Origin of the sequence: Rhodococcus sp. BP22 (genome assembly GCF_014281965.1) — a bacterium.
GTDB lineage: Bacteria > Actinomycetota > Actinomycetes > Mycobacteriales > Mycobacteriaceae > Rhodococcoides.
Map to the genome: position 1 here is coordinate 1 of NZ_JACFTB010000008.1, position 20,207 is coordinate 20,207.

General features: G+C 61.7%; 23 protein-coding genes. 7 read left to right on the top strand and 16 right to left on the bottom strand.

From position 1 onward, the window contains the following. Positions 1-130: 130 nt before the first annotated feature. On the bottom strand, positions 131-1,000 hold the full coding sequence (locus tag H2510_RS17220; RefSeq protein WP_186629707.1) for an SMP-30/gluconolactonase/LRE family protein: 870 nt from the start codon (positions 998-1,000) through the stop codon (positions 131-133). Positions 1,001-1,038: 38 nt separating this feature from the next. On the opposite strand from H2510_RS17220, the gene H2510_RS17225 reads away from it, so the two are divergent. Beyond that, complete coding sequence (locus H2510_RS17225; protein ID WP_186629539.1) at positions 1,039-1,773, top strand: amidohydrolase family protein; 735 nt, start codon at positions 1,039-1,041, stop codon at positions 1,771-1,773. Positions 1,774-1,781: 8 nt separating this feature from the next. Here H2510_RS17225 and H2510_RS17230 read toward each other — a convergent pair whose 3' ends face one another. Both H2510_RS17230 and purT read right to left on the bottom strand, forming a co-directional pair. Continuing rightward, a complete protein-coding gene (locus H2510_RS17230; protein ID WP_186629540.1) occupies positions 1,782-2,264 on the bottom strand; it encodes a DUF456 domain-containing protein in 483 nt (160 codons plus the stop codon). Then, positions 2,261-3,475 (bottom strand): formate-dependent phosphoribosylglycinamide formyltransferase, encoded by a 1,215-nt coding sequence (gene purT / locus H2510_RS17235; protein ID WP_397517379.1) that lies wholly within the window; start codon positions 3,473-3,475, stop codon positions 2,261-2,263. Before purT ends, H2510_RS17230 begins: the two co-directional genes overlap by 4 nt. 90 nt (positions 3,476-3,565) lie before the next feature. Here purT and H2510_RS17240 point away from each other — a divergent pair, with 90 nt between their 5' ends. Further along, the gene (locus H2510_RS17240; protein WP_186629541.1) at positions 3,566-4,642 is read left to right on the top strand and encodes a CaiB/BaiF CoA-transferase family protein; all 1,077 of its coding nucleotides are present in this window, start codon (positions 3,566-3,568) and stop codon (positions 4,640-4,642) included. An 11-nt stretch (positions 4,643-4,653) separates the two neighbouring features. On the opposite strand, the gene H2510_RS17245 is transcribed toward H2510_RS17240, so the two are convergent. Next, complete coding sequence (locus H2510_RS17245; RefSeq protein WP_186629542.1) at positions 4,654-6,132, bottom strand: PLP-dependent aminotransferase family protein; 1,479 nt, start codon at positions 6,130-6,132, stop codon at positions 4,654-4,656. Between the two features lie 75 nt (positions 6,133-6,207). Here H2510_RS17245 and H2510_RS17250 point away from each other — a divergent pair, with 75 nt between their 5' ends. After that, positions 6,208-6,726: a methylated-DNA--[protein]-cysteine S-methyltransferase gene (locus H2510_RS17250; protein WP_315901408.1), complete on the top strand. Its 519-nt coding sequence runs from the start codon at positions 6,208-6,210 to the stop codon at positions 6,724-6,726. Positions 6,727-6,872: 146 nt separating this feature from the next. Here the strand turns inward: H2510_RS17250 and H2510_RS17255 are convergent, their stop codons facing one another. The 10 genes from H2510_RS17255 to H2510_RS17300 form a co-directional block, all read right to left on the bottom strand. Continuing rightward, the gene (locus H2510_RS17255; protein WP_186629544.1) at positions 6,873-7,313 is read right to left on the bottom strand and encodes an LGFP repeat-containing protein; all 441 of its coding nucleotides are present in this window, start codon (positions 7,311-7,313) and stop codon (positions 6,873-6,875) included. A 137-nt stretch (positions 7,314-7,450) separates the two neighbouring features. Beyond that, on the bottom strand, positions 7,451-9,166 hold the full coding sequence (locus tag H2510_RS17260; RefSeq protein WP_186629545.1) for a signal peptidase I: 1,716 nt from the start codon (positions 9,164-9,166) through the stop codon (positions 7,451-7,453). Positions 9,167-9,173: 7 nt separating this feature from the next. Continuing rightward, a complete protein-coding gene (locus H2510_RS17265; RefSeq protein WP_186629546.1) occupies positions 9,174-9,791 on the bottom strand; it encodes a SipW-dependent-type signal peptide-containing protein in 618 nt (205 codons plus the stop codon). Then, positions 9,775-10,344: a signal peptidase I gene (locus H2510_RS17270; RefSeq protein WP_222438862.1), complete on the bottom strand. Its 570-nt coding sequence runs from the start codon at positions 10,342-10,344 to the stop codon at positions 9,775-9,777. Before H2510_RS17270 ends, H2510_RS17265 begins: the two co-directional genes overlap by 17 nt. Before the next feature lie 11 nt (positions 10,345-10,355). Beyond that, positions 10,356-10,982: a TasA family protein gene (locus H2510_RS17275; RefSeq protein ID WP_315901409.1), complete on the bottom strand. Its 627-nt coding sequence runs from the start codon at positions 10,980-10,982 to the stop codon at positions 10,356-10,358. Continuing rightward, on the bottom strand, positions 10,979-11,497 hold the full coding sequence (locus H2510_RS17280) for a hypothetical protein (protein WP_186629547.1): 519 nt from the start codon (positions 11,495-11,497) through the stop codon (positions 10,979-10,981). The genes H2510_RS17275 and H2510_RS17280 overlap by 4 nt, the downstream gene beginning before the upstream one ends. Beyond that, complete coding sequence (locus tag H2510_RS17285) at positions 11,494-12,096, bottom strand: signal peptidase I (RefSeq protein ID WP_186629548.1); 603 nt, start codon at positions 12,094-12,096, stop codon at positions 11,494-11,496. The genes H2510_RS17280 and H2510_RS17285 overlap by 4 nt, the downstream gene beginning before the upstream one ends. Beyond that, positions 12,093-12,656 carry a hypothetical protein gene (locus tag H2510_RS17290; RefSeq protein ID WP_261393006.1) on the bottom strand — a complete coding sequence of 188 codons (564 nt, stop codon included), beginning with the start codon at positions 12,654-12,656 and terminating at the stop codon, positions 12,093-12,095. Before H2510_RS17290 ends, H2510_RS17285 begins: the two co-directional genes overlap by 4 nt. Positions 12,657-12,668: 12 nt before the next feature. Beyond that, positions 12,669-13,229 (bottom strand): alternate-type signal peptide domain-containing protein, encoded by a 561-nt coding sequence (locus H2510_RS17295; protein WP_186629549.1) that lies wholly within the window; start codon positions 13,227-13,229, stop codon positions 12,669-12,671. 408 nt (positions 13,230-13,637) lie between these two features. Continuing rightward, positions 13,638-14,927, bottom strand: coding sequence for an adenylosuccinate synthase (locus tag H2510_RS17300; RefSeq protein WP_186629550.1), 1,290 nt, complete (start codon positions 14,925-14,927; stop codon positions 13,638-13,640). 211 nt (positions 14,928-15,138) lie between these two features. Between H2510_RS17300 and H2510_RS17305 the strand changes: the two genes are divergently transcribed. From H2510_RS17305 to H2510_RS17320, 4 genes are read left to right on the top strand one after another with little or no spacing between them, the layout of a single operon-like run. After that, positions 15,139-15,816 (top strand): hypothetical protein, encoded by a 678-nt coding sequence (locus H2510_RS17305; protein ID WP_186629551.1) that lies wholly within the window; start codon positions 15,139-15,141, stop codon positions 15,814-15,816. Continuing rightward, a complete protein-coding gene (locus tag H2510_RS17310) occupies positions 15,813-16,556 on the top strand; it encodes a site-2 protease family protein (RefSeq protein WP_315901410.1) in 744 nt (247 codons plus the stop codon). Before H2510_RS17305 ends, H2510_RS17310 begins: the two co-directional genes overlap by 4 nt. A gap of 47 nt (positions 16,557-16,603) precedes the next feature. Further along, complete coding sequence (locus tag H2510_RS17315; protein WP_186629553.1) at positions 16,604-17,605, top strand: zinc-binding dehydrogenase; 1,002 nt, start codon at positions 16,604-16,606, stop codon at positions 17,603-17,605. Between the two features lie 42 nt (positions 17,606-17,647). Next, positions 17,648-18,115, top strand: coding sequence for a pyridoxamine 5'-phosphate oxidase family protein (locus tag H2510_RS17320; protein WP_186629554.1), 468 nt, complete (start codon positions 17,648-17,650; stop codon positions 18,113-18,115). Here H2510_RS17320 and H2510_RS17325 read toward each other — a convergent pair. Beyond that, a complete protein-coding gene (locus tag H2510_RS17325; RefSeq protein WP_186629555.1) occupies positions 18,105-19,031 on the bottom strand; it encodes a cation diffusion facilitator family transporter in 927 nt (308 codons plus the stop codon). The two genes, H2510_RS17320 and H2510_RS17325, sit on opposite strands and share 11 nt — an antisense overlap. Positions 19,032-19,102: 71 nt before the next feature. Beyond that, entirely contained in the window at positions 19,103-20,185 is a 1,083-nt protein-coding gene (locus H2510_RS17330; protein ID WP_186629556.1) for an aromatic acid exporter family protein, read from the bottom strand. Positions 20,186-20,207: the final 22 nt, after the last annotated feature.

A 20,207-nucleotide genomic window follows, 5' to 3' on the forward strand; every position in this document is an offset into this window, starting at 1 on the left:
GGACATGCTGAAGGCCTCCGAGCCGGACAAGGCCTAGCGGCATGTGAGTGGAAATACGCCTGAAGGACGTATTTCCACTCACGCCTGCCTAGTCTTTTACTCACGCCTGCCTAGTCGTGCGCCGCAGCCTCTATACCCGAACTGCGAGCAGTTTTCCTGCCGTCTCCACCTTGCGCTGATGTTCGTTGAAGTCGGGCGCTGCGCAGACGAACAATGTGCGGCCGTCGTCCCCACCGAGTCCGCATGCGAAGACACCGGTATCGAATTCGAGCTGGTCGATGATGCCCTTGCCGTGCGCGAGGTGAACCACACGTTGCCCGAGCGCGTCGGCTACCCACAGCGTCCCGTCGGTGTCGATACAGCAGCCGTCGGCGGCTACGACCAGCTGCCCCAGTGCGGCAGTCACATCGCCCATGTCCGGGAGTTCGGCGAACTTCACCCAGTCACGCCGCTCCCCGAGCGATCCATCGGGACGAACCGCGAACGCACTCACGCGGTTGCCTATCGTCTCGTCGACGAGCAGTTCCCCGTCTTCGGTCATGGCCATCCCGTTGGGAAAGTACAGATCTTTCGCTGCGACGTGGACGGATCCGTCGGGATCGACCCGCAGTAGATCCGCCGTCGCGGGTGTCGCGAGGTTCATCAAATCGAAGCCGAAGTTACCGACATACGCACGGCCGCGGGCGTCGACCAGCATGTCGTTGAGATTGGCGTCGACGTACGAAGACAAATCGGCATGGACGACGAGGCTTCCGTCGTCCTCACGCCGCAGAATTTTCTGATCGCGCATCGAAACCACGAGCAACCTGCCGTCGGGAAGCCACCCGAGCCCGGACGGCTGCTGCGGAACCTCTGCCTCGACGCGGACATCGGAGCCGTCCGCCTCGGCAGAGATCACCTGCTGGCTGTAGAAGTCCGATACCCAGATACGGCCGGAGTGCCAGCGCGGACATTCCAAGTACGTGTAGTTCTCGAGGACAACTGTCACTTCAGGTTTCATGAACGCCATCGAAACACACACCTGTCATGCTGTGAGGCGTGTTCGACGCTCACTTTCACATCATCGACCCCGCCTACCCCCTTGTCGAAAACAACGGATTCGTCCCGGAGCCGTTCACCATCGCCGACTATTCGGCCCGAATCGACGGCCTCGGCATCACCGGTGGTGCCGTGGTCAGCGCATCGTTTCAGGGCAGCGATCAGACCTTCCTGGTGGCCGCGCTGGCGGCGTTGGGCCGAGGATGGGTCGGGGTGATTCAACTCGCGCCCGACGCCACCGACGAGGACATCCTCGCGCTCGACGACGCAGGTGTACGTGCTCTTCGCTTGAATCTCCGACGCGGCGCTACCGACATACAAACCCTGACCACGCAGGCGCGGCGCGCATTCGACCTCGTCGGGTGGCCCGCCGAACTGTATGTCGATGCGTCCATGCTTCTCTCGCTCGAACCGATTCTGGCGAAGCTGCCCGCTGTCAGTATCGACCACCTCGGTATGTCGTCCAAAGGTCTGTCGTACCTGCTCAACCTGGTAGACCGAGGAGTGCGCGTAAAAGCAACAGGCTTCGGCAGAGTGGATCTCGACATCATCGAGACCATGCGTCGGATTCACGCGGTCGACCCGTCGGCACTGATGTTCGGAACCGATCTGCCCGGCACGCGCGCACCGCGTCCGTTCCTCGAATCCGATCTGAACCTCATCGCCGAAGCGGTCGGTGGCGACCTACCCGCGGTTCTCGACGGCAACGCGCGCGCCTGGTACCGCGTCACCTGACCAACTCTTCAGAATGCGAGGACGGCGGAAAGCCAGACCGCGCTTGCCAACAGAGCTCCCAACAGCTCGACGAGTATCGACAGCCCCGCGGCCTTCGTTGCATGAACCGTGGATTGCCATGCGGCGGAATGACTTCGATGCCGGGGAAGTTCGGCGGCATAGACGCCGAGCACGAATCCGACGAACAGCCCGATCACCGGGATGACGAAAAAGCCGACGATGCCGAGCAATCCACCGAGGACCAACGATCGCGTGGGAACACCGGCGTCGCGCATCCGCCTCCCGGGCCAGGTGTACTTGACGACGCCGCTGACCACGAGCAATACCGTCGCGATGCCGAAGGCCGTCCACGCTGCGCTACCGCCGGTCAGCAACGCCCACACCCCGATCGCCGCGAAAATCAGGATCGTGCCAGGCAAAATCGGGACGACGACACCGATCAAGCCCACTGCAATGACCAGGCCCACGAGTACTTCCGCGTAGCCGCTCACGTGACCGGGTGAACCTTTCCTGCGGCTTCGACGGCCCTGGACCGGGCGGTGGCTATGTCCGCGGCTGTCGACACCGCAACACCCATCCGCCTGCGCACGAAACTCTCCGGCTTACCGAACAACCGAAGATCGGTTTCCGGCACGGCCAGCGCGTCCGCGACGCCTTCGAAGCTGATTCCGCTCGCGTCGACACCGCCGTAGATCACCGCCGAAGCTCCGGGCGAGAGGAGCGTCGTATCCACGGGCAGTCCGAGGATTGCGCGGGCGTGCAGTTCGAATTCCGAGAGGCGTTGGGTGCGTAGGGTGACCAGGCCGGTGTCGTGTGGGCGAGGACTGACCTCGGAGAAGTAGACGTCGTCCCCCTTGACGAACAGTTCGACACCGAATACTCCGCGCCCACCGAGTGCAGTGGTGATCCGGTCGGCGACGTCTTTCGCACGCGCCAGGGCAGCGTCGGACATCGGCTGGGGTTGCCAGGATTCGACATAGTCCCCCGCTTCCTGCAGATGGCCGATCGGCTCGCAGAAATCTGTTCCGGCAACCGAACGGATGGTCAGAAGCGTTATCTCGTAGTCGAAATCGACGAACCCTTCGACGATGACGCGACCGAGATCGACGCGGCCACCCTTCAGCGCGTACTCCCAAGCCTGTTCGACGTCCTCTGGGCCGTGTACCACCGACTGGCCCTTACCCGAGGAGGACATCACCGGCTTGATCACCGAGGGAAAACCGATGGTGGACAGTGCCTTACGCACCTCGTCGAGTGAATCCGCGAAAGCGAAAGGTGAGGTGGGTAGTCCCAGATCTTCGGCCGCGAGCCGGCGAATACCTTCACGGTTCATCGTCAACTGTGTTGCGCGAGCTGTCGGGATGACGACCGTGCGGCCACGCTGCTCCACCTCGGCGAGGGCGTCGGTGGCGATGGCTTCGATCTCGGGGACCACGAAGTCCGGTTGCTGGGCGTCGATCAGAGCCAGCAACTCTTCCGGGTCGCTCATGTCGATGGTGAAACTGTGGTGGGCGACCTGGTGGCCGGGGGCGTTGTCGTAACGATCGACGGCAATCACCTCGACGCCGAGACGCTGGAACGCGATGATGACTTCTTTACCCAGCTCACCTGCTCCGAGCAGCATCACCCGCGTGGCACCCGAGGTAAGAGGTGTGCCGATCCGTCCATATTCCATTGCCGCGCTCACCTGCCCATTATCCATACCCCGGCTACTTTGACGTCCAAGCACGGGCTAACCTCCAAACACCCAGTCGGCCTGCCGAACGAGCCGACCTGATCGGAACGAGGAAATGTGTCGAGTAGCGGTGGACCACTCACGGGGCTTCGCGTCGTAGAACTTGCTGGAATCGGACCGGGGCCGCACGCGGCGCTGCTGTTGGCAGATCTCGGTGCCGACGTCGTCCGAGTACAACGCGCCGGGCAGATCGCCGAACACGATCAGCAACTCCGTAGCCGAACCATCGTCGAAGCAAACCTCAAGGACCCGGCCGACATCGAGAAAGTCCTCGGACTGCTCGAGCGTGCCGACGTCCTGATCGAAGGCTTCCGTCCCGGCGTCACCGAGCGTCTCGGCCTGGGCCCGGAGGATGCCCTCGCCCGTAACCCACGTCTCGTGTACGGCCGAATGACAGGGTGGGGACAGGAAGGTCCATGGTCCGCGGCCGCCGGCCACGACATCAACTACATCTCCGTCACCGGTGTCCTGAATGCGATCGGGCGCAAGGGCGAGCGCCCCGTGCCACCACTGAACATGGTCGGTGATTTCGGCGGCGGATCGATGTTCCTGATCTTCGGCATTCTGGCTGCACTGTTCGAACGCCAGACCTCGGGCAAGGGCCAGGTCGTCGACGCGGCGATGGTCGACGGCACCGCCGCACTCTCACACATGATCTGGGGCCTACGCGGCATCGGCGCCTGGTCCGACGAGCGCGGAGTCAACATGCTCGACACCGGATTTCCCTTTTACGACACCTATGAGACTTCCGACGGAAAGTACATGGCCGTTGGCGCGCTGGAACCGCAGTTCTTCGCCGAGATGCTCAGGCTGCTCGAGCTCGATCCGGCCACGACCCCAGGCCAGGGTGACCGGGACCGCTGGCCTGAGATGCGTGAACTTTTCACTGCAACCTTCAAATCCAAGAAGCGCGACGAGTGGGCTGCGATTTTCGACGGCACCGACGCGTGCGTCTCACCGGTCCTGACATTCGCCGAAGCTCCCGAGCAGCGGCACCTGAAGGATCGCGGCACGCTCATCGAGGTCGACGGCGTCACTCAGCACCGCCCGGCACCGCGTTTCTCACGCACCCCGAACGGCACCCCGACCGCTCCCCCGTCGACCGCATCGGACGTCGAGACACTCTGGCGCTGAGCCTTTTTCGCTCAGAAGACGAGCGCCGGTTGTTGACCCTCGACAGAGGGGGCCAACGCCCGGTACGCCGCCGCAGTGGCTGTGACCGCTGCGGCGAGCTCGGCGGGTTCGCGTGTGTACGGCATCCGAAGGAAGCGCTCGAACGCACCCTCGACACCGAAGCGCGGGCCTGCTGCCAGTACCGCCCCGAACGCAGGCGCAGTCGCAGCCAACGCACTCGATACAGGCGCGGGAATCTGCAACCACAGCGACATCCCACCCGTCGAACGCCGGTAACGCCAGCCCGGAAGATGTTCGGCGATAGCATCTTCCAAGACCCGACGACGCTCTCGCAGTTGCATCCTTCTGGTCTCGAGAATCGCATCCGCATCCTCGAGTAGAAAACCTGCGGCCAGCTGATCCATGATCGAGGTACCCAGATCGTGCGCGGCGCGCGAGCCCGCAAGCTGACTGATCAGCGACGGATTGGCTCGAATCCATCCGATGCGCAGACCACCCCAGTACGACTTGGACGCCGAACCGATCGTGACGATGTCGGTCCCGGACACCCGACCGAACGACGCGACCGGTGGTGGCGGTGGGCTGTCGAGCCACAGGTCCACCATCGTCTCGTCGACGATCAGTGTCATCGATGTATCGCGGGCGATGCGCGCGAGTTCGGCACGGCCATCGGCGTCCAAGCACCTTCCCGTCGGATTGTGGTAGTCCAGGATCATGTACGCGACTTTCGCCGCGGTCTGTCTGGCCGCACTGCGGACACCTTCCAGATCCCACGCGTCGTCGTCAGGACGGATCGGCACCGGGACCGGGCGCGCGCCGATACGCCGGATCGCCTCCAGTGCATTGGGGTACGTCGGATGATCGATGAGCACGCGATCACCCGGCGAGGTCAACGTGCCCAACAACAACCCCAGGGCCTGTTGCGCTCCCGAGGTGACCATGATCTGGTCGGGGGTGGTCGCGAGACCCCGCTCTGTGAACCGTCGAGCGATTGCCTCGCGCAGCACTGCGAGGCCGATCGGCTCCATGCCGTGCGTGGACAAATACGCCGGAAGTGCTTGCAGCGCAGAGCCGTACGCAGCCAGCATCGCCTCTGTCGGGGCCGCCATCGCAGCGTGACTCATGTCCACCACAGGCCCGCTCGACGACTTCGTCTGGAGGAGGATGCCGTTGGGGCGCGCCGCGTCGGGAAGGGCGACCGTGCTGCGCGCGCCCTGTTTGCTGATGAGGTAGCCCTCCTCGCGAAGGACTGCATACGAGGAGGTGATCGTGGTGCGACTCAGTTCGAGCGCAGCGGAGAGGTCCCGCTCACTCGGCAGACCCACCCCTAGCGGGATCCGCCCGTCGTGGATGAGGAGTCGGACGCCGTCGGCGAGCGCCCTGTACGTCGGCCGGGACGTCCGACGCCTACTGGACCCGTCATCGGCATCGGTGCGCCAGCGTCCTAGATCGCGCGCCAGCGATGTCGCATGGAGAACCCTCGTAGCCATCGCTCGAGTATTCGCTCACTGGCATCTGGAATCAAATCCAATGATCCCTCCAGTGGACTGGTTCATACTGGAGGGGTGGCCTACGCACTCTTCGACACCGCTCTCGGGAGGTGTGGTCTGGCCTGGTCCGACGCCGGCATCACCGCCGTCGGATTACCAGAATCGGATGACGCACTCTCTGCATACCTGCGTGGCTTCGGCGGCGAACCGGAAGTTCCGCAGGGTGCGGCCCACGAGGCCGTCGAACTGATCACCGCACTCCTCGACGGCAAGCAGGTCGACCTTTCTGCAATTCCAGTAGTACTCGACGTCTCGGACTTCGACAGTGCGGTCTACGGCGTCACGCGGGCCATACCGCATCATTCGACAATGACGTACGGGGCGCTCGCTACTCGGCTCGGACATCCGGGCGCGGCCCAGGCAGTGGGCGGAGCGTTGGGCCGTAACCCGGTGCCGATCATCATTCCGTGCCACCGCGTCCTCGGCGCTGGGCGCGAGGTCGGCGGATTCTCCGCGCCGGGCGGGGCGAGCACCAAGGAGAAGATTCTGTCGATCGAGGGTGTTGCGGGGTTCGGGGAGCCCACACTCTTCTGACCGCGCTCGAGTGAGAAAAGTTGCGTGCGAGTGCAAATTCAACCAATAGTCAGGTAATCGATTTCGCAAGTTCATTATTCATTCGAATTCGATGAATCAATCCGTTAGGCTCGAATTTCGACCGGAAAAGAATCCAGCGGTATCTTTCAGGCCGGAATGGAGATCGAATCTGCGGGTAAATCGACGGAAGACGCATTACCTGCCTCGGAACCCGGTGGCGTCGCATCGTCTTCGCTTCGGCCACCGATGATGAAGGCGCCGGTCTCGGGCATCCAACCGATCGATCCGCGCTCGAACAGGTTGTAGCGCCCGTAACCCGTGGGCGTGGGCTTTTCGTTACTGATCGGGTAACCCAGTGAGCCGTATGGGCCGGCGTGCTTCAGGTAGTAGGCAAGTATCTCGCCGTGCACTTCGTAGGCACCACCCTCGGGGTGTGCGAACACCGTCGCATTTCGGTATTCGAGCATTCCTCCGCCACCTGGACCGAGCATGAAATCACCGACCTGCTCACCGATCCACGGATGCTCGTAAGCAAAGCGATCGAATTGATAGCCGAACACTTCGAGACCGCAATATGTAGTGGGCATCGACCGACCTTCCGTCGCATTAATTGCCCACCATTGTCCACCCTTTTCAACGTTCCGGGAAGTCGAATCGAAGATATTCGTTTTTCTACCTAGCGAGTGCCCACTGTTGGATGCCCTGCGGCCCCACCGGGTGATCTTTATGCAGGCCCAGAGTCGGTGGCGGGCGCCTGTTCCTCCGGTACTTGTTCCACCGTCGGTGTCTGACCCGGCGCCGGCACGGGCGGCGCCGCCGGGGGCGGCACGACTGCGCTCTTCACCCATACGCCGGAGGACTTCGAGACCGTCCACGTGCCGCTCTCCGTCACAATCTGCAGCACGTTGGTGCCAGGCACCCATCCCACTACGTCCTCGGCCGAAACAGCGGTGCGGTATACCTCGTCTTCCGCGTTCCTGATCACGGCGCTGGGTCCGGTCTCCGATTGGACGACCTGTGCCGTGTAATTGCCGGACGAAGACATGGTCGGTGAAGTGAGCGGCTCCTCCGTCGGCGCAGGCGCGATCGGCGGGACGGTCGGTACTGTCGGGTCCGGCGAGGTAGTGCTCGTCTCACCAGGTGCCGCCGTCGCGGACGGCGCGGTCGTTGTCGGCTGAGCAGTCGTCGGCTGATCAGTTGTCGACACTGCATCGGGCGGAGTCGTCGGTGCGACTTCGCGGGTCGACTCGGGATCGATAGACCGACGCTGCGCCCCTGCCATTGCTGGACTGTTCGCCGGCACTGGATCGTCTCCGGATACATCCACCACAAATCCGGTGCGGCTCGCTCTGCCGCACAGGGCCCGTGTGCCTGATGCCGGACGATGGATCACCGTTCCCTCCCATGCGGATGACACTGCACCGGAGGAGGGAAGCACGGTATGAACCTCGAAGTTGAAGTCGTAAGCACGAATATTCGTATTGGGAAACGGCCCGTATACGGCAGTAACTGTGGTCCCTACGATCGCCCCTACGGGTGGAGTTACGTTGAATGTCGTATAGATCTCAATCGGGTCACTCACCGTTCTCAGCGCTATCTTGTACGTGTACGGAGCACCGATGTGTCTCCAACTCACACGAAGGTCGTAGAAACCTGGTTCCTCGCAGTTGACGATCCTGCCACCGCTGAGAGGGCTACTGATCTTCGGCACGAAGACCGCTTTGGTACCCAAAACGCCGCTCTTTGCTGACGCAGAAACAGTGAGCGCGGCGCTGGTGCCGGATATGTGGACCGTGCCGATGGCCGTCAAGAGAACCAACGCAAGAACAAGGGGAGAACGGTGCAGAGTCTTGGTCGAGCCCTGCCTGGGTATGGCAGGCTCGGAATCCGATGCCTCATCACGAGACCGACTGTGCAAGTTGATTTCCCGTCGACGCCCATTGTGTCGAACGACAGTCGACAGCACCAGAGCTGCACCCAGCACGCCGGCCGCAGCGACGAACGGGTTCGAGAGCCAGACGAGAACGTAACCCAATCCGTTCACATGGAGGAAGATTCGGTCCGCTGAGGTGATCGCATACGGTTCGAGGTCTGCTTGCTGGTTGGCATCCCCCTTGAGCCGAAGTTCAGCGAATTCGCCCGTGCTGGAGTCGATACCGACCACACGGTGAGTGATTCGGCTTCCATCCGCATCGTCGACACTGATGACATCACCGACATGAATATCGGCGGCGGCAACGTTGTGGGCAAAGGCGAGTGCGCCGGTCTCGATGGTCGGCGACATCGACCCGGATTGGAAGACGAGCGCCTTGACCCCGAAGATCAGTGACACCAGGACCGCAAATCCGACAACCACACCGCCGGCCGCCGCGAGCAACAGGACAGTCCTGCGGAGACCCTGCGCCGGACTCCGACGTGTTCCACTCGCTTGCATACTCATCTCGACCTCACACCGTCGTCGCGGAAAAGTTGAAGGTGACCGCGCTCAGCGTCTGGTTCTGCACCGCAGTCGGTGCCGTAGCGGACAGTTTGGCAATGAAGCACAGGTTCTCCACGCCCGTAGTCGCGGCAAGATCACGAACAGTGGTGATGACATTGACCGAGGCACCGGCTGCAAGTGTCGCCTGCCCCAACTGCGTGCCCGTGCACGTCCCGGTCCGCATGCCGTTGGTGGTGGTATTGGTGGGCAAGGCGCCCGGGAAGACGGTGACCTGTAGAAACCCGGTGAGCGCTGGACTACCCGCGGGCGTCGTCGCACTCATGCTGTATTTCAACGGAATCGAGCCTTTGTTCTGAACCTGTAGGGTTGCTGCTCTGCTTTCACCGGGCAACATGCTCGCCAGTGTCAAGTTGGTGAAGTTGTATGGATTGGCGTTGTTGATCAGCAAGCTGACGGTTCCGGTGCTGAACGTTCCGGAGGTCGCCGTCGAGTTGTCGGTCCACGCGGCCATCGTGCCGACCGTGCCGAGCCCGAGGACGATGCCAAGAGTGAGCAGGATACGGACGCGGGTGCTCGTCAGTGATTCCAGCGCACGGCGCAAGGGTGATCTATTCAGCGGGTTCATCGTTCACCTCTGAATCGACTCTCGGTTGCCGCTGCGGGCCACCCGGACGCCATGCAACCATCAGCAGAACACCCACGAGTACACCTCCGGCGAAGACCGCGACCGGCCCGGACAACCAGGTGGCGACGTATCCAAGCCTGTTCACACTGAACAGAATTCGATCCGCCTCGCTGAGGACGTAAGGCTCGGAGTCGACGTCTGCGTTGGCGTCGCCCCTGAGGACGAGGGTAGCGCTGTTACCCGTCATGACTTCGATGGTTTCGATGCGGTGAGTCACCCTATCCCCGCTCGCATTCGTCACCGAGACGACGTCACCGACTTCGAGTTCCGTTGCAGGCGTACTTTTCGCAAAAGCAAGCGCGCCGGTGTCGATTGCCGGCGACATCGACCCGGAGCGAAACACGAGGGGCGTGATACCGAAAATCGCCGCAGCCAGCGCAATCCCGATGCACACCAGCCCGCTGATAGCACCGACCGTAAGCAAGATTTCGCGCAGAACACGTCGGGGGGTGCCGGACACCTTCGAGGAAGGTCCGTCGATCTCATGTGTCATGGCAGGCCCGCTCATGTGGACGTCGCAGTGAAAGTGAGCGAGATCGTTCCAGTCCGCACCGTTCCGGGCAAGATCGCGCTCGAGGGCATCGTGACCGAAATACACAGTGGGTCTGCACCTGGTGTCGCTCCAACTTTGGCCGCCACGTTCGGACGTGTCAGTGGGGTCGTACCAGTGACGACGAACGGCTGTGTGGAGGTAGTGAGACCGGTTCGAGTCCCGAGCACGGTGCCCGTGCACGTTGTACCGGCGTATGCCTCGAGTACCAGCAATTGACCGAAGGGCGCGTCCGTCATCGAGGCTCCAATTGTGTAGCTGAACACGACCGAGCCCTGGTTCTGCACGACGAACGATGCGGAAACCGCGTCACCGGGCAGCATTGCGGCCTTCTTCAGTCCCGTCGAGATAGATGCCGGGTTGTTGTCCACGCCGTCGAGCATGATGTCGATCGTGCCCGTCTTGAATTGCCCGGACGTCGCCACCGAGGTATCCGACCATGCAGCCAGGGTTCCTACTGCTCCGAGACCTAGGACGATTCCGATCGACATGATCGCACGTGCCCGAGCACTGACGAGGGCCTGGCTAATTCGCCGCATTGCGGCCGACGGGTCGAACTCGTCACTCTTACGCGCGATCACGGCTGAGCCTCTTCCTGTCCAGCGACCGGGTTTCGTAGTGCCCACCCGACACATACGTCATCGTCTTCTTTGTCCCATTGGACCAGGAGGCCGATACCCGCTGCTGCATCTTGTGTTTCGTTTCCAGCATTGTTGGCCATGCCTAGAGTTGTTCTGACCGAGCGTTTTTCATGGGCCGGCACCAAAATGTGCGTACACCGTGTTTCCTGATCCCCACCCTCGACGGACAGTGTCAACGCCTCCCGGAATGCGAGGTTGGGGCTTTCCACGAACAGGACCAGGCGACCATCGTCTTCGGTGTCGTTGAAGACGTGGAACTCCGAACTGCGTCGATCCCCGGGAACCCATCGAATATCCCGGTCGAACAACGGATCGGAAAGAGACTTCGACCACTGCTCGCCGTCGCTGCTGTAGCCGACACTTTGAGCTGGTCGGCTCGGACCGGCTCCGATAAGCAGGACGATCGCCAAGGTTGAGAGCCCAGCGACCCAGCAGACCGACACGTTGCCTGTCATGGCGCTCCAGATGCCTTCCGCTTGTTACGGTGCTCCATTCCTGCGCTACCGAACATGTAGAGCGCGTACCCCGCAAGCCCGATCACGATGATCGTCACCGTGATCTTCCGCTGTTCACCGTTGAGCCAATTGTTGACGTAGCCCATGTAGGGGATCGCGTACCAGAGTTTGCCGCGAATCTGGCCGACCTGCACTGGATTCTCGTCGTCGGAGCCGTTGTTGTCCCCGCGGGTGATGAAGGTGAGTTCACCTGCACCGCTCTGTCGGATTGCCACAATTCGGTGCGTCACCAATTCCGGTAAGCCCGAGGCAAATTGATAGGTGATGGGGGTGCCGACTCCGAGTTCGTGGGGATCGACCGGCTTCACGACCACCAGGGTGCCCGGCGGATACGCAGGCCGCATCGACGAGGTGAGAATCGTGTACGGGGTCGCCCCCGCGACTCGCGGGAGTACCACTGTCACAGCCAGAATCATCAGCATCACCGCCAACAATGCGTAAGAAACGATACGGCTGAACCACCACCGAACGCCGCTCTTCTCGTCAGCCTCCATCACCGGAACAGTCGGGATCACGTCGGTGTCGTCGACTGCACTCATGTCTGATCCGCCCTGAACGAAAACGTGACCTGCGAAGTCGCGCTCTGCGGTGGCTCAGAAACGGTCGCCAACCGAAAGCACCACACCTCGTTCGCAGTGGGTGCGAGCAATCTGGCGGCGGGAGCAACCGGAACTTGCGCACTGGATGCTGGACCGTCGAACAGAACCGTCGTGCTACCGGTAGGCGCACCGCCGTTCACTACGCAGTTGGTTGCTGCAACAACTTTGGTGATGGTCAAATTGAACGGGATGGGGATCACCCCACTGACGGATGTACCTTGCAGCCGGTAGTTGAACGGCTGGTTACCCGCATTGCGAATCGACAGTGGTGCCTGCGAGAACCCGTTGGGCCTCAAATTCGACGACCCCAACGCCGCGAGGGTGTAGTTGTTCACCTCGGTGCCCGATGGACCCACCTTGATGTCCAAAGTGCCCGAAGTGACCGTTCCACCGGCAATCGCTTCCTGATCACGCCACAACGCGCCCGTCGTCTGTGCTGATCCGAAGACCAGCACGACGACGGACGCGGCTGCGAGCGCCCAGTAGCGCCTGTGCTTCAAACCGAGACTCGACTACAGGGTCCGAGACTGCTCGAGCACAAGAGTGAAGGCTTCGAGGTCTATCTGCTGGTTCTGCGCAACCTGGTCTGTGGTCGTCTCATCGAAGTCGAATGTAATGGTGAGGTTCACCGTTTGATCGCCCGACGTGAGTCGAACTTTGCCACCGTCGGTTGGTAGTTGCGTCGGGCCAGACGTGGCAGCGATACTGACGTCGACAGCCTCAACCAGCTCCGCATTGCTTGCACCCGGGGCGATGTCAGCGATATCGACCGACAGGTCAGCCAACAGGTTGTCACCGTCAGCCAAGATGCCGTAGCTGGCCGAGTAGGTGATGATGTCGCCCGGAACAATTCGGTAAGCCGAAATGTCGGCGATGTCGCCTGCCGGCTTCACATCACTTGTCGTCTGACGCCACACCGGTGCCGTCGCTTCGGTCAACGACAATTCACCCGATGTGATCGTTCCACCGGCGATATCTTCGCTGTCGTTCCACAGAGCGAAAGATCCCAAACCGCCGAGCAGCAATACTGCTGCCGCGCCTGCGGCTACTGCGCCTTTGGTTGATTTTTTCATATCGTTCTGCTTTCTCTGGTGTGGCCCAGTGAGTAGGCCAGATAGGGGCGATCCGAATGGATCGAGTTGGCCTCGGGTTGGCCCACGCAACTGGTGCGGCAACCTGTGTGTCGTCAAGACTAACCGGTTTGTTACCTAAGCAAACTTAAAAGTCCAAAAGATTTGTTTAACCATTCTTTACCAGAAAATCGTCACGTTCCCGTGTGATCGGATTACGACCGAAACCCGCGTTTACGAGTGCCCCATTCAGACCGGGAGCGTGTAAGACATTTATCGAATAAACAAATTTACCGATGGTAATGATCTCTGAATTGGGTAAATAGCAGTTTTCAAATAGCTCGCGCAGCTATAAAAAAATCGGCCCCAAGAGCCTGAGCTCTCGGGGCCGATAATCTAGAACTGAAGAGATTAGCCGAGAATATCCCGACGCACGATGGTTTCATCCCGACCGGGACCGACACCGATGCAGGAGATGTATGCCTTGGACAGTTCTTCGAGGCGAAGCACGTAGTTCTGCGCGTTGATCGGCAGTTCCTCGAACGTCCGCGCACCGGTGATGTCTTCGGACCATCCGGGCATCTCTTCGTAGATCGGCTTGGCGTGGTGAAAATCGGTCTGTGTCATCGGCATTTCGTCGTGACGCACGCCGTCGACGTCGTAGGCAACGCAGATCGGGACGGTCTCCAGACTCGAGAGCACATCGAGTTTGGTCAGGAAGTAGTCGGTGATGCCGTTCACGCGCGTTGCGTAGCGCGCGATGACGGCGTCGAACCATCCGGTACGACGCGCACGCCCGGTCGTGACACCGACTTCGCCACCCTGCTTCGCGAGGTACTCGCCGAAGTTGTCGAACAGCTCGGTCGGGAAGGGGCCCGATCCGACACGTGTCGTGTACGCCTTCAAGATGCCGAGCACCGTAGTGATCTTGTTGGGGCCGATGCCGGACCCGACCGCTGCGCCGCCTGCCGTCGGATTCGACGACGTCACGTACGGGTAGGTGCCATGGTCGACGTCGAGCAGCGTTCCCTGCGAGCCTTCGAGCAGGATCGTCTCACCGCGTTCGAGTGCAAGGTTCAACTCGAGTCGCGTATCGGAGATTCGGTGCTTGAAGCCCTCTGCCTGCTCGAGAACCTCGTCGACCACCTGTTGCGGGTCGAGTGCGCGCCGGTTGTAGATTTTCGACAGCACCTGATTCTTGAACTCGAGTGCGGCCTCGACCTTCTGCGTGAGTATCTTCTCGTCGAGCACGTCGGCCGCGCGGACGCCGACTCGGGCGAACTTGTCCTGGTAGCAAGGCCCGATACCGCGTCCCGTCGTGCCGATCTTCCTGGCACCGAGGAAGCGTTCGGTTACCTTGTCGATGGCAACGTGGTACGGCATGATCAGGTGCGCATCGGCACTGAGCAGCAGGCCAGAGGTGTCGACGCCGCGCTCTTCCAAGCCTGCCAGTTCGGACAGCAGCACACCAGGGTCGACTACGACGCCGTTGCCGATCACGTTCTTCACGCCCGGCGTCAAGATGCCCGACGGAATCAAATGCAGAGCGAACTTGTCGCCGCTGGGGAGCACCACCGTGTGGCCCGCGTTGTTGCCGCCTTGGTAGCGAACGACCCACTGAAGTCGCTCGCCGAACAAATCGGTCGCTTTGCCTTTGCCCTCGTCGCCCCATTGGGCGCCGATCAGGACTATCGCCGGCATGTGCTCTCCTGGTGGTTTCTGGTGCAGTGACTTCTTGTGCAGTGGTGGCTGTTGCAGCGTGCTGCCAAGCTCACGGCAGTGCCGGGGCGTCAGTCTAGCCGAGGCAACGGCTTGCCCGTTGTGCCGCTACGGTGGTTGGCGAAAGTATGCGGAAGACTCCAGACAGTATGCGAAAGACTCGAGACAAGGCGCGGGCCGTCGACCGGCCCGCATGGGGAGCACTGTGACACCGTTCGTCCTGCAATGCGGAACTCCGCTCCTGCCGATCACGCTGACCGACGTTCCGTTGACGTCGGCTTCGAAGATCCCCACAAACGACGAATGCGATGCGTTGTTTGCGGAAGTGGGAGCAGTGTTGGATCCCCGAGTGATCGTCCTCGGTGACGACGCATCACTGGCGGCGGTACTGACCAGACTCATGCGGACCGAACGCCTGCACATCGAGCTGGCATACGTCCCCGAGACGACGACCGCGGCGGGCAGCAACTACCGGCTCGGAAGTGGCTCAGGCGCCGCGAAAGTGGCGATGACCGGCACTGCCACACTGACGCCCCTCATTCGTGACGATGCGGGCAAGGCAATCGTAGGAAAAGCGTTGGTCGAAGGAGGTGCCGGCGGCGATCTGGAGGGCGAGGCGTATGTGGACGACACAAAGCTCTTCTCGGGAACTGTCTCCGGTGTAGAAGTGATGCCGACGCCAGAGATGCCCGGTTTGAAGGCCCGCGTCATCGGCCGTCGTCGATTGTTCGAACGACGGTGGACTTTCGGCCGCGCGATGCAGCTCGGGACAAACGCTGCGCAACTGACGCGCGACGGTGTCCCGGGTGACCGTGAGGTCAAACGCTCGACGTTCTACCGCCACGACCAGGAGTGGTTGCTGGTGCGGTGAAGCCAAGTCCAATATTTCTCGGGGTTGTCGCCGTCGCCGCAGCCGGTGGTGCGCTGGCATGGACGGCCGAGCCGACCTCGACGTGGGCGCGCGCGGGTGTCTTCGTGCTGGTTCTGGCCGGTTGGATCGTCTCGGTCTGCCTGCACGAGTTCGGGCATGCTTTCACTGCGTTCCGTGCCGGTGACCGCGAGGTGGAACTGCGTGGGTATCTGACTCTGAACCCGCTGAAATATTCACACCCGCTCCTGTCGGTCGTGCTCCCGATCATCTTCATCGCCATCGGCGGAATCGGATTGCCCGGCGGCGCTGTCTATGTGCGTTCGGGAATGTTTGCGCCCGGAGTTCAGCGTCGAATCGCGCTGGCCGGTCCCACCGCAAATGCACTGATTGCTGTTCTACTCCTAACGATAATCCGGATTTGGGGGATGAACGGCGATCACCTCGTCTTCTGGTGGGGACTCAGCTTTCTGGCATTTCTCCAAGTTATGGCCACGATTCTAAATCTGCTCCCGGTTCCGGGTCTCGACGGCTACGCCGCACTCGAGCCATATCTGGCGTACGACACCCGTCGTGCGCTCGCGAATTTCAAGGGCTACGGAATTCTCGTTCTTGTCGCATTCCTGTTCGTCCCGGCTATCAATTCGGCATTCTTCGGCGCGATCTATTGGATATTCGGCCTGTCCGGAATTCCGGAGATCTACGCCCAGTACGGCAATTACCTCATGCGATTCTGGGCCTGAACACGACTTACGGTACCATCGTGGATCTTTCACGATATCGTTTGTCCATGCGAGCAATAGTCATCACCCGAAACGGCGGATCGGACGTCCTTCAGGTTCAGCAAAGGCCCTCCCCCACACTGTCACCCGGCGCACTACGCATCGAGGTACGGGCAGCGGGAGTGAACTTTGCCGACGTGATGGCTCGGCTCGGGTTGTATGCCGACGCCCCACCGCTGCCCAGCGTCGTCGGCTACGAGGTGTCCGGTCTCGTCACCGAGATCGGCTCGGATGTAACCGATTTCGCGGTCGGAGATCGCGTTTTTGCCGGGACCAGGTTCGGCGGGTATGCCGAGGAGGTCTGTGTGCGGCAGCAGGACGCGGTGCATCTACCTGCCACACTGAGTTTCGAGCAGGGAGCTGCGATCCCGGTGAATTATGGGACTGCTTGGGCCGGCTTGATCGGCTATGGGAGTCTCCGCGCGGGTGAACACGTACTGATCCAAGCAGCAGCGGGCGGCGTGGGAATAGCTGCCACTCAGATCGCCAAACGGTACGGAGCCACGGTCTATGGCACCGCCTCACCTGGAAAGCACGACGCCATCAGAAGATTCGGCGTCGACGTCGCCTTGGACTACAACAAGCGCGGGTGGGACCGGGGCCTGCCTCCGTTCGATCTGGTCATGGATGCGCTCGGCGGTACCGCGATGAAGCGCAGCTACGCAAAGTTGCGCCCCGGTGGACGCCTCGTCGCATATGGGGCGAGCTCAGTGGTGTCCGGGGACACGCGCAGCTTGCTCAAGGCAGTACCGCAGGTGTTGAGCATGCTCCGTGGGTTCAATGCCATGGATCAGATGTCGGCTTCGAAAACGGTGATCGGCCTGAACATGCTGCGGTTGTGGGACGACCGCGGCACCCTCGAGCCATGGATAACCCCGCTGCGGGCACCGATGGACGACGGCACCGTCGCGCCGGTGGTCTCGGACGTCGTTCCGTTCGAACGTGCGGCGGAGGCGCACCAAATCCTCACCGAGCGCCGAAACATCGGGAAGGTGGTGTTGGTGCCGTAAGCGCCCTTTCTCGTGAGACCAACACAGTTGCATACTGTGTCCATGGCTACGTGGGGAGAATTCGAGAGCGCGGCACCAGAACTGGCGAAGGCCGTTTCCGCCAGGTTCGGCGCACACAACCATCATGTACTGGCAACGATCCGTGCAGACGGATCGCCCCGAGTAAGCGGCACCGAGGTGGAATTCCTCGACAATGGAACCTTGCGACTGGGTTCGATGCTCAATGCCCTCAAAGCGCGTGACCTACAGCGCGATCCACGATATGCGATCCACACCAACCCCGGAGATCAGTCGATGGAGGGTGGCGACGCGAAAATCTCGGGGCGTGCCGTCGAACTCGTGGATCCCGAAGCGCTGCAGAGGATATTCGACGCAGCCCCTCCCGAACTGTCCCCCTACAACGTCTTCGATCTCGATATCACCGAGGTCGTCCTGACGGAGCTGGTCGAGGACGAGTTGAAGGTTCGGCTGTGGAAACCGGGCGCCCCAGTGCAGACTTTCACCAGGTGAGTTCGTCCTTGCACATCGCGCCCTGAGCGCTCGGTTCCACTTGGACGGTTGCGTGATCGAGACCGTAGGTCGTCAGTACTGCTTTTGCGCGCTGAAGCAGTACCGAACCGGAGCCATCACACTCGAGGTGAACCGTCGCGACGTCCATACCTGTGGTGAGCGTCCAGATATGGAGATCGTGCACTCCGACGACACCGGGAAGAGCAGCGAGATCGGCTTCGACGGCCTCGACATCGACATGTCCGGGGCTCGCTTGCGTCAGGATGCGCAACGCGGACCCAGCCAGCTTGAGTGCACGCGGAACGACCCACAGCGAGATGAGCACACCGATGACGACGTCCGCCCACGTCCAATCGAACACCAGCAGAAGCACACCGGCGATGAGGACGCCGACGCTGCCGACTGCATCGGCCAACACCTCCATGTAGGCGCCTCGTACCGCGATACTGTCCTTGGCGTCGCCGCGAATGAGAAGCATGACAACGAGATTGGCCACGAGACCGGCCGCGGCCGTCAGGATCATCGCCAACCCGGGGATGTCGGGCGCATCGCCGATTCGGTCTATGGCCTCGTACATGATGAAGGCCGCGACACCGAGGAGTAGGACTGCATTGGCAATCGCGGTGAGGACTTCGGCGCGGTGCCATCCGAAAGTCCGAGCGGCGACGGCGCTCCCCTTGCGTGCGAGGAGAAGGGCGATCAGTCCCATCGACATTCCGAGCACGTCGGTAAGCATGTGGCCGGCATCGGCCAGCAGACCCAGTGAGTTGATCGCCAACGCCACCGTGGCCTCGACGATGAGAAATGCCACGAGGATCGCCAGCGCGATGAACATCTTGCGGATCCGACTGCTCGACGGGTCTACAGCCTGCGCGGATCCCGACATGCCATGACTGTGTCCGTGCCCCGCGCCCATGATTCCCCTCCGGTCGTTCGATTCGACCTCACCATATGCGTACATACGCATATGTGCAACGGGCTGTCCCGTTACAGCACGTCCGGGGTCACTCCCGGCTTCTCGACGGTCGGCGGCAACGTCGCCAGAGCCGATATCCGCTTCAGTCCGGCGACCTGCAGCAGATCGACGATGATCGACCGCAACTGAGCCAACACCACCGTCGCGGACAGACCAGCATTGTCGATCAGTTCAGGTTTCGCGCCGGATGCGACCGTCCGCAGCACCCGCGCTGCGTCGGCTGCGTCGGGACGCTGCCCGGGATCGGCGAGAATCATCCGCCGCAGCACATCCACAGCTTGAGAAAGCTTCTCGACCTCGTCGACCAGTCGCGGATCGAGGATCTCGTCGTCACGCACCAGAGACAGCGAACGCCTCGCCAGCACCCGAATATTGCGCACTGCATTGTCGAGCGGATCAGCTGTCTTGGCCAAACCCGCGAGACGGTGGCGTTGCCTCCAATACATCGGCGAGATCCGCGCGATCTCTCGGCCACCTTTGAGTTCAGTGCGCAGAGTATCTATATCGGACTGCGTCGCACGCGCCTTCTTCAGCGCTTCCTCGATGGGCTTCGGGTCGTTGGCAACCAGACCGTCGGCCACCTTCTGCAACACATCCGACGCCGTTTTCAGAATCTTCGCCGCGTCCTTGCGTGCCCGCCACACCGGATGCGTCGGAATCAGCGCGATGATCGCGATGCCGACGAGTCCGCCGATCAACGCATCGACCATCCGGTCGACGCCACCGGAATTTCCAGGCGGAATCAGCGTCGCAACGAGAACCGCAGAAGATCCCGCCTGCATCGCAAAAATCGGACCGCCGTCGAGGAACACTGCCGTCGACATCGCCAGCGCGATGACCAGCGAGATCTGCCACGGTCCACTGCCGATCGCCGAAATGATCAGGTCGCCGACGCCGATTCCCAGAACGACGCCGACGACCAGTTCCGCAGAACGCCGCAACCGAGACCCCAGGGACAGGCCGAGTGAGACGACGGCTGCGATCGGGGCAAAAAACGGACGCGGGTGCCCGACCAGGTCGGTAGCCACGAACCACGCGACACCGGCCGCCAGGGCACATTGGATGATCGGCAACATCGAAACCTGAAGCCGCATGCGACCGGACTTCAGCCGCGAC

Bases quoted from the DNA above. Each gene is read 5' to 3' on its own strand.
- H2510_RS17220 (WP_186629707.1), bottom strand. From the start codon at position 1,000: ATGAAACCTGAAGTGACAGTTGTCCTCGAGAACTACACGTACTTGGAA.
- purT (WP_397517379.1), bottom strand. From the start codon at position 3,475: ATGGATAATGGGCAGGTGAGCGCGGCAATGGAATATGGACGGATCGGC.
- H2510_RS17245 (WP_186629542.1), bottom strand. From the start codon at position 6,132: ATGGCTACGAGGGTTCTCCATGCGACATCGCTGGCGCGCGATCTAGGA.
- H2510_RS17255 (WP_186629544.1), bottom strand. From the start codon at position 7,313: ATGCCCACTACATATTGCGGTCTCGAAGTGTTCGGCTATCAATTCGAT.
- H2510_RS17260 (WP_186629545.1), bottom strand. From the start codon at position 9,166: ATGAGTATGCAAGCGAGTGGAACACGTCGGAGTCCGGCGCAGGGTCTC.
- H2510_RS17265 (WP_186629546.1), bottom strand. From the start codon at position 9,791: ATGAACCCGCTGAATAGATCACCCTTGCGCCGTGCGCTGGAATCACTG.
- H2510_RS17270 (WP_222438862.1), bottom strand. From the start codon at position 10,344: ATGACACATGAGATCGACGGACCTTCCTCGAAGGTGTCCGGCACCCCC.
- H2510_RS17280 (WP_186629547.1), bottom strand. From the start codon at position 11,497: ATGACAGGCAACGTGTCGGTCTGCTGGGTCGCTGGGCTCTCAACCTTG.
- H2510_RS17285 (WP_186629548.1), bottom strand. From the start codon at position 12,096: ATGAGTGCAGTCGACGACACCGACGTGATCCCGACTGTTCCGGTGATG.
- H2510_RS17295 (WP_186629549.1), bottom strand. From the start codon at position 13,229: ATGAAAAAATCAACCAAAGGCGCAGTAGCCGCAGGCGCGGCAGCAGTA.
- H2510_RS17300 (WP_186629550.1), bottom strand. From the start codon at position 14,927: ATGCCGGCGATAGTCCTGATCGGCGCCCAATGGGGCGACGAGGGCAAA.
- H2510_RS17305 (WP_186629551.1), top strand. From the start codon at position 15,139: ATGGGGAGCACTGTGACACCGTTCGTCCTGCAATGCGGAACTCCGCTC.
- H2510_RS17315 (WP_186629553.1), top strand. From the start codon at position 16,604: ATGCGAGCAATAGTCATCACCCGAAACGGCGGATCGGACGTCCTTCAG.
- H2510_RS17320 (WP_186629554.1), top strand. From the start codon at position 17,648: ATGGCTACGTGGGGAGAATTCGAGAGCGCGGCACCAGAACTGGCGAAG.
- H2510_RS17325 (WP_186629555.1), bottom strand. From the start codon at position 19,031: ATGGGCGCGGGGCACGGACACAGTCATGGCATGTCGGGATCCGCGCAG.
- H2510_RS17330 (WP_186629556.1), bottom strand. From the start codon at position 20,185: ATGCGGCTTCAGGTTTCGATGTTGCCGATCATCCAATGTGCCCTGGCG.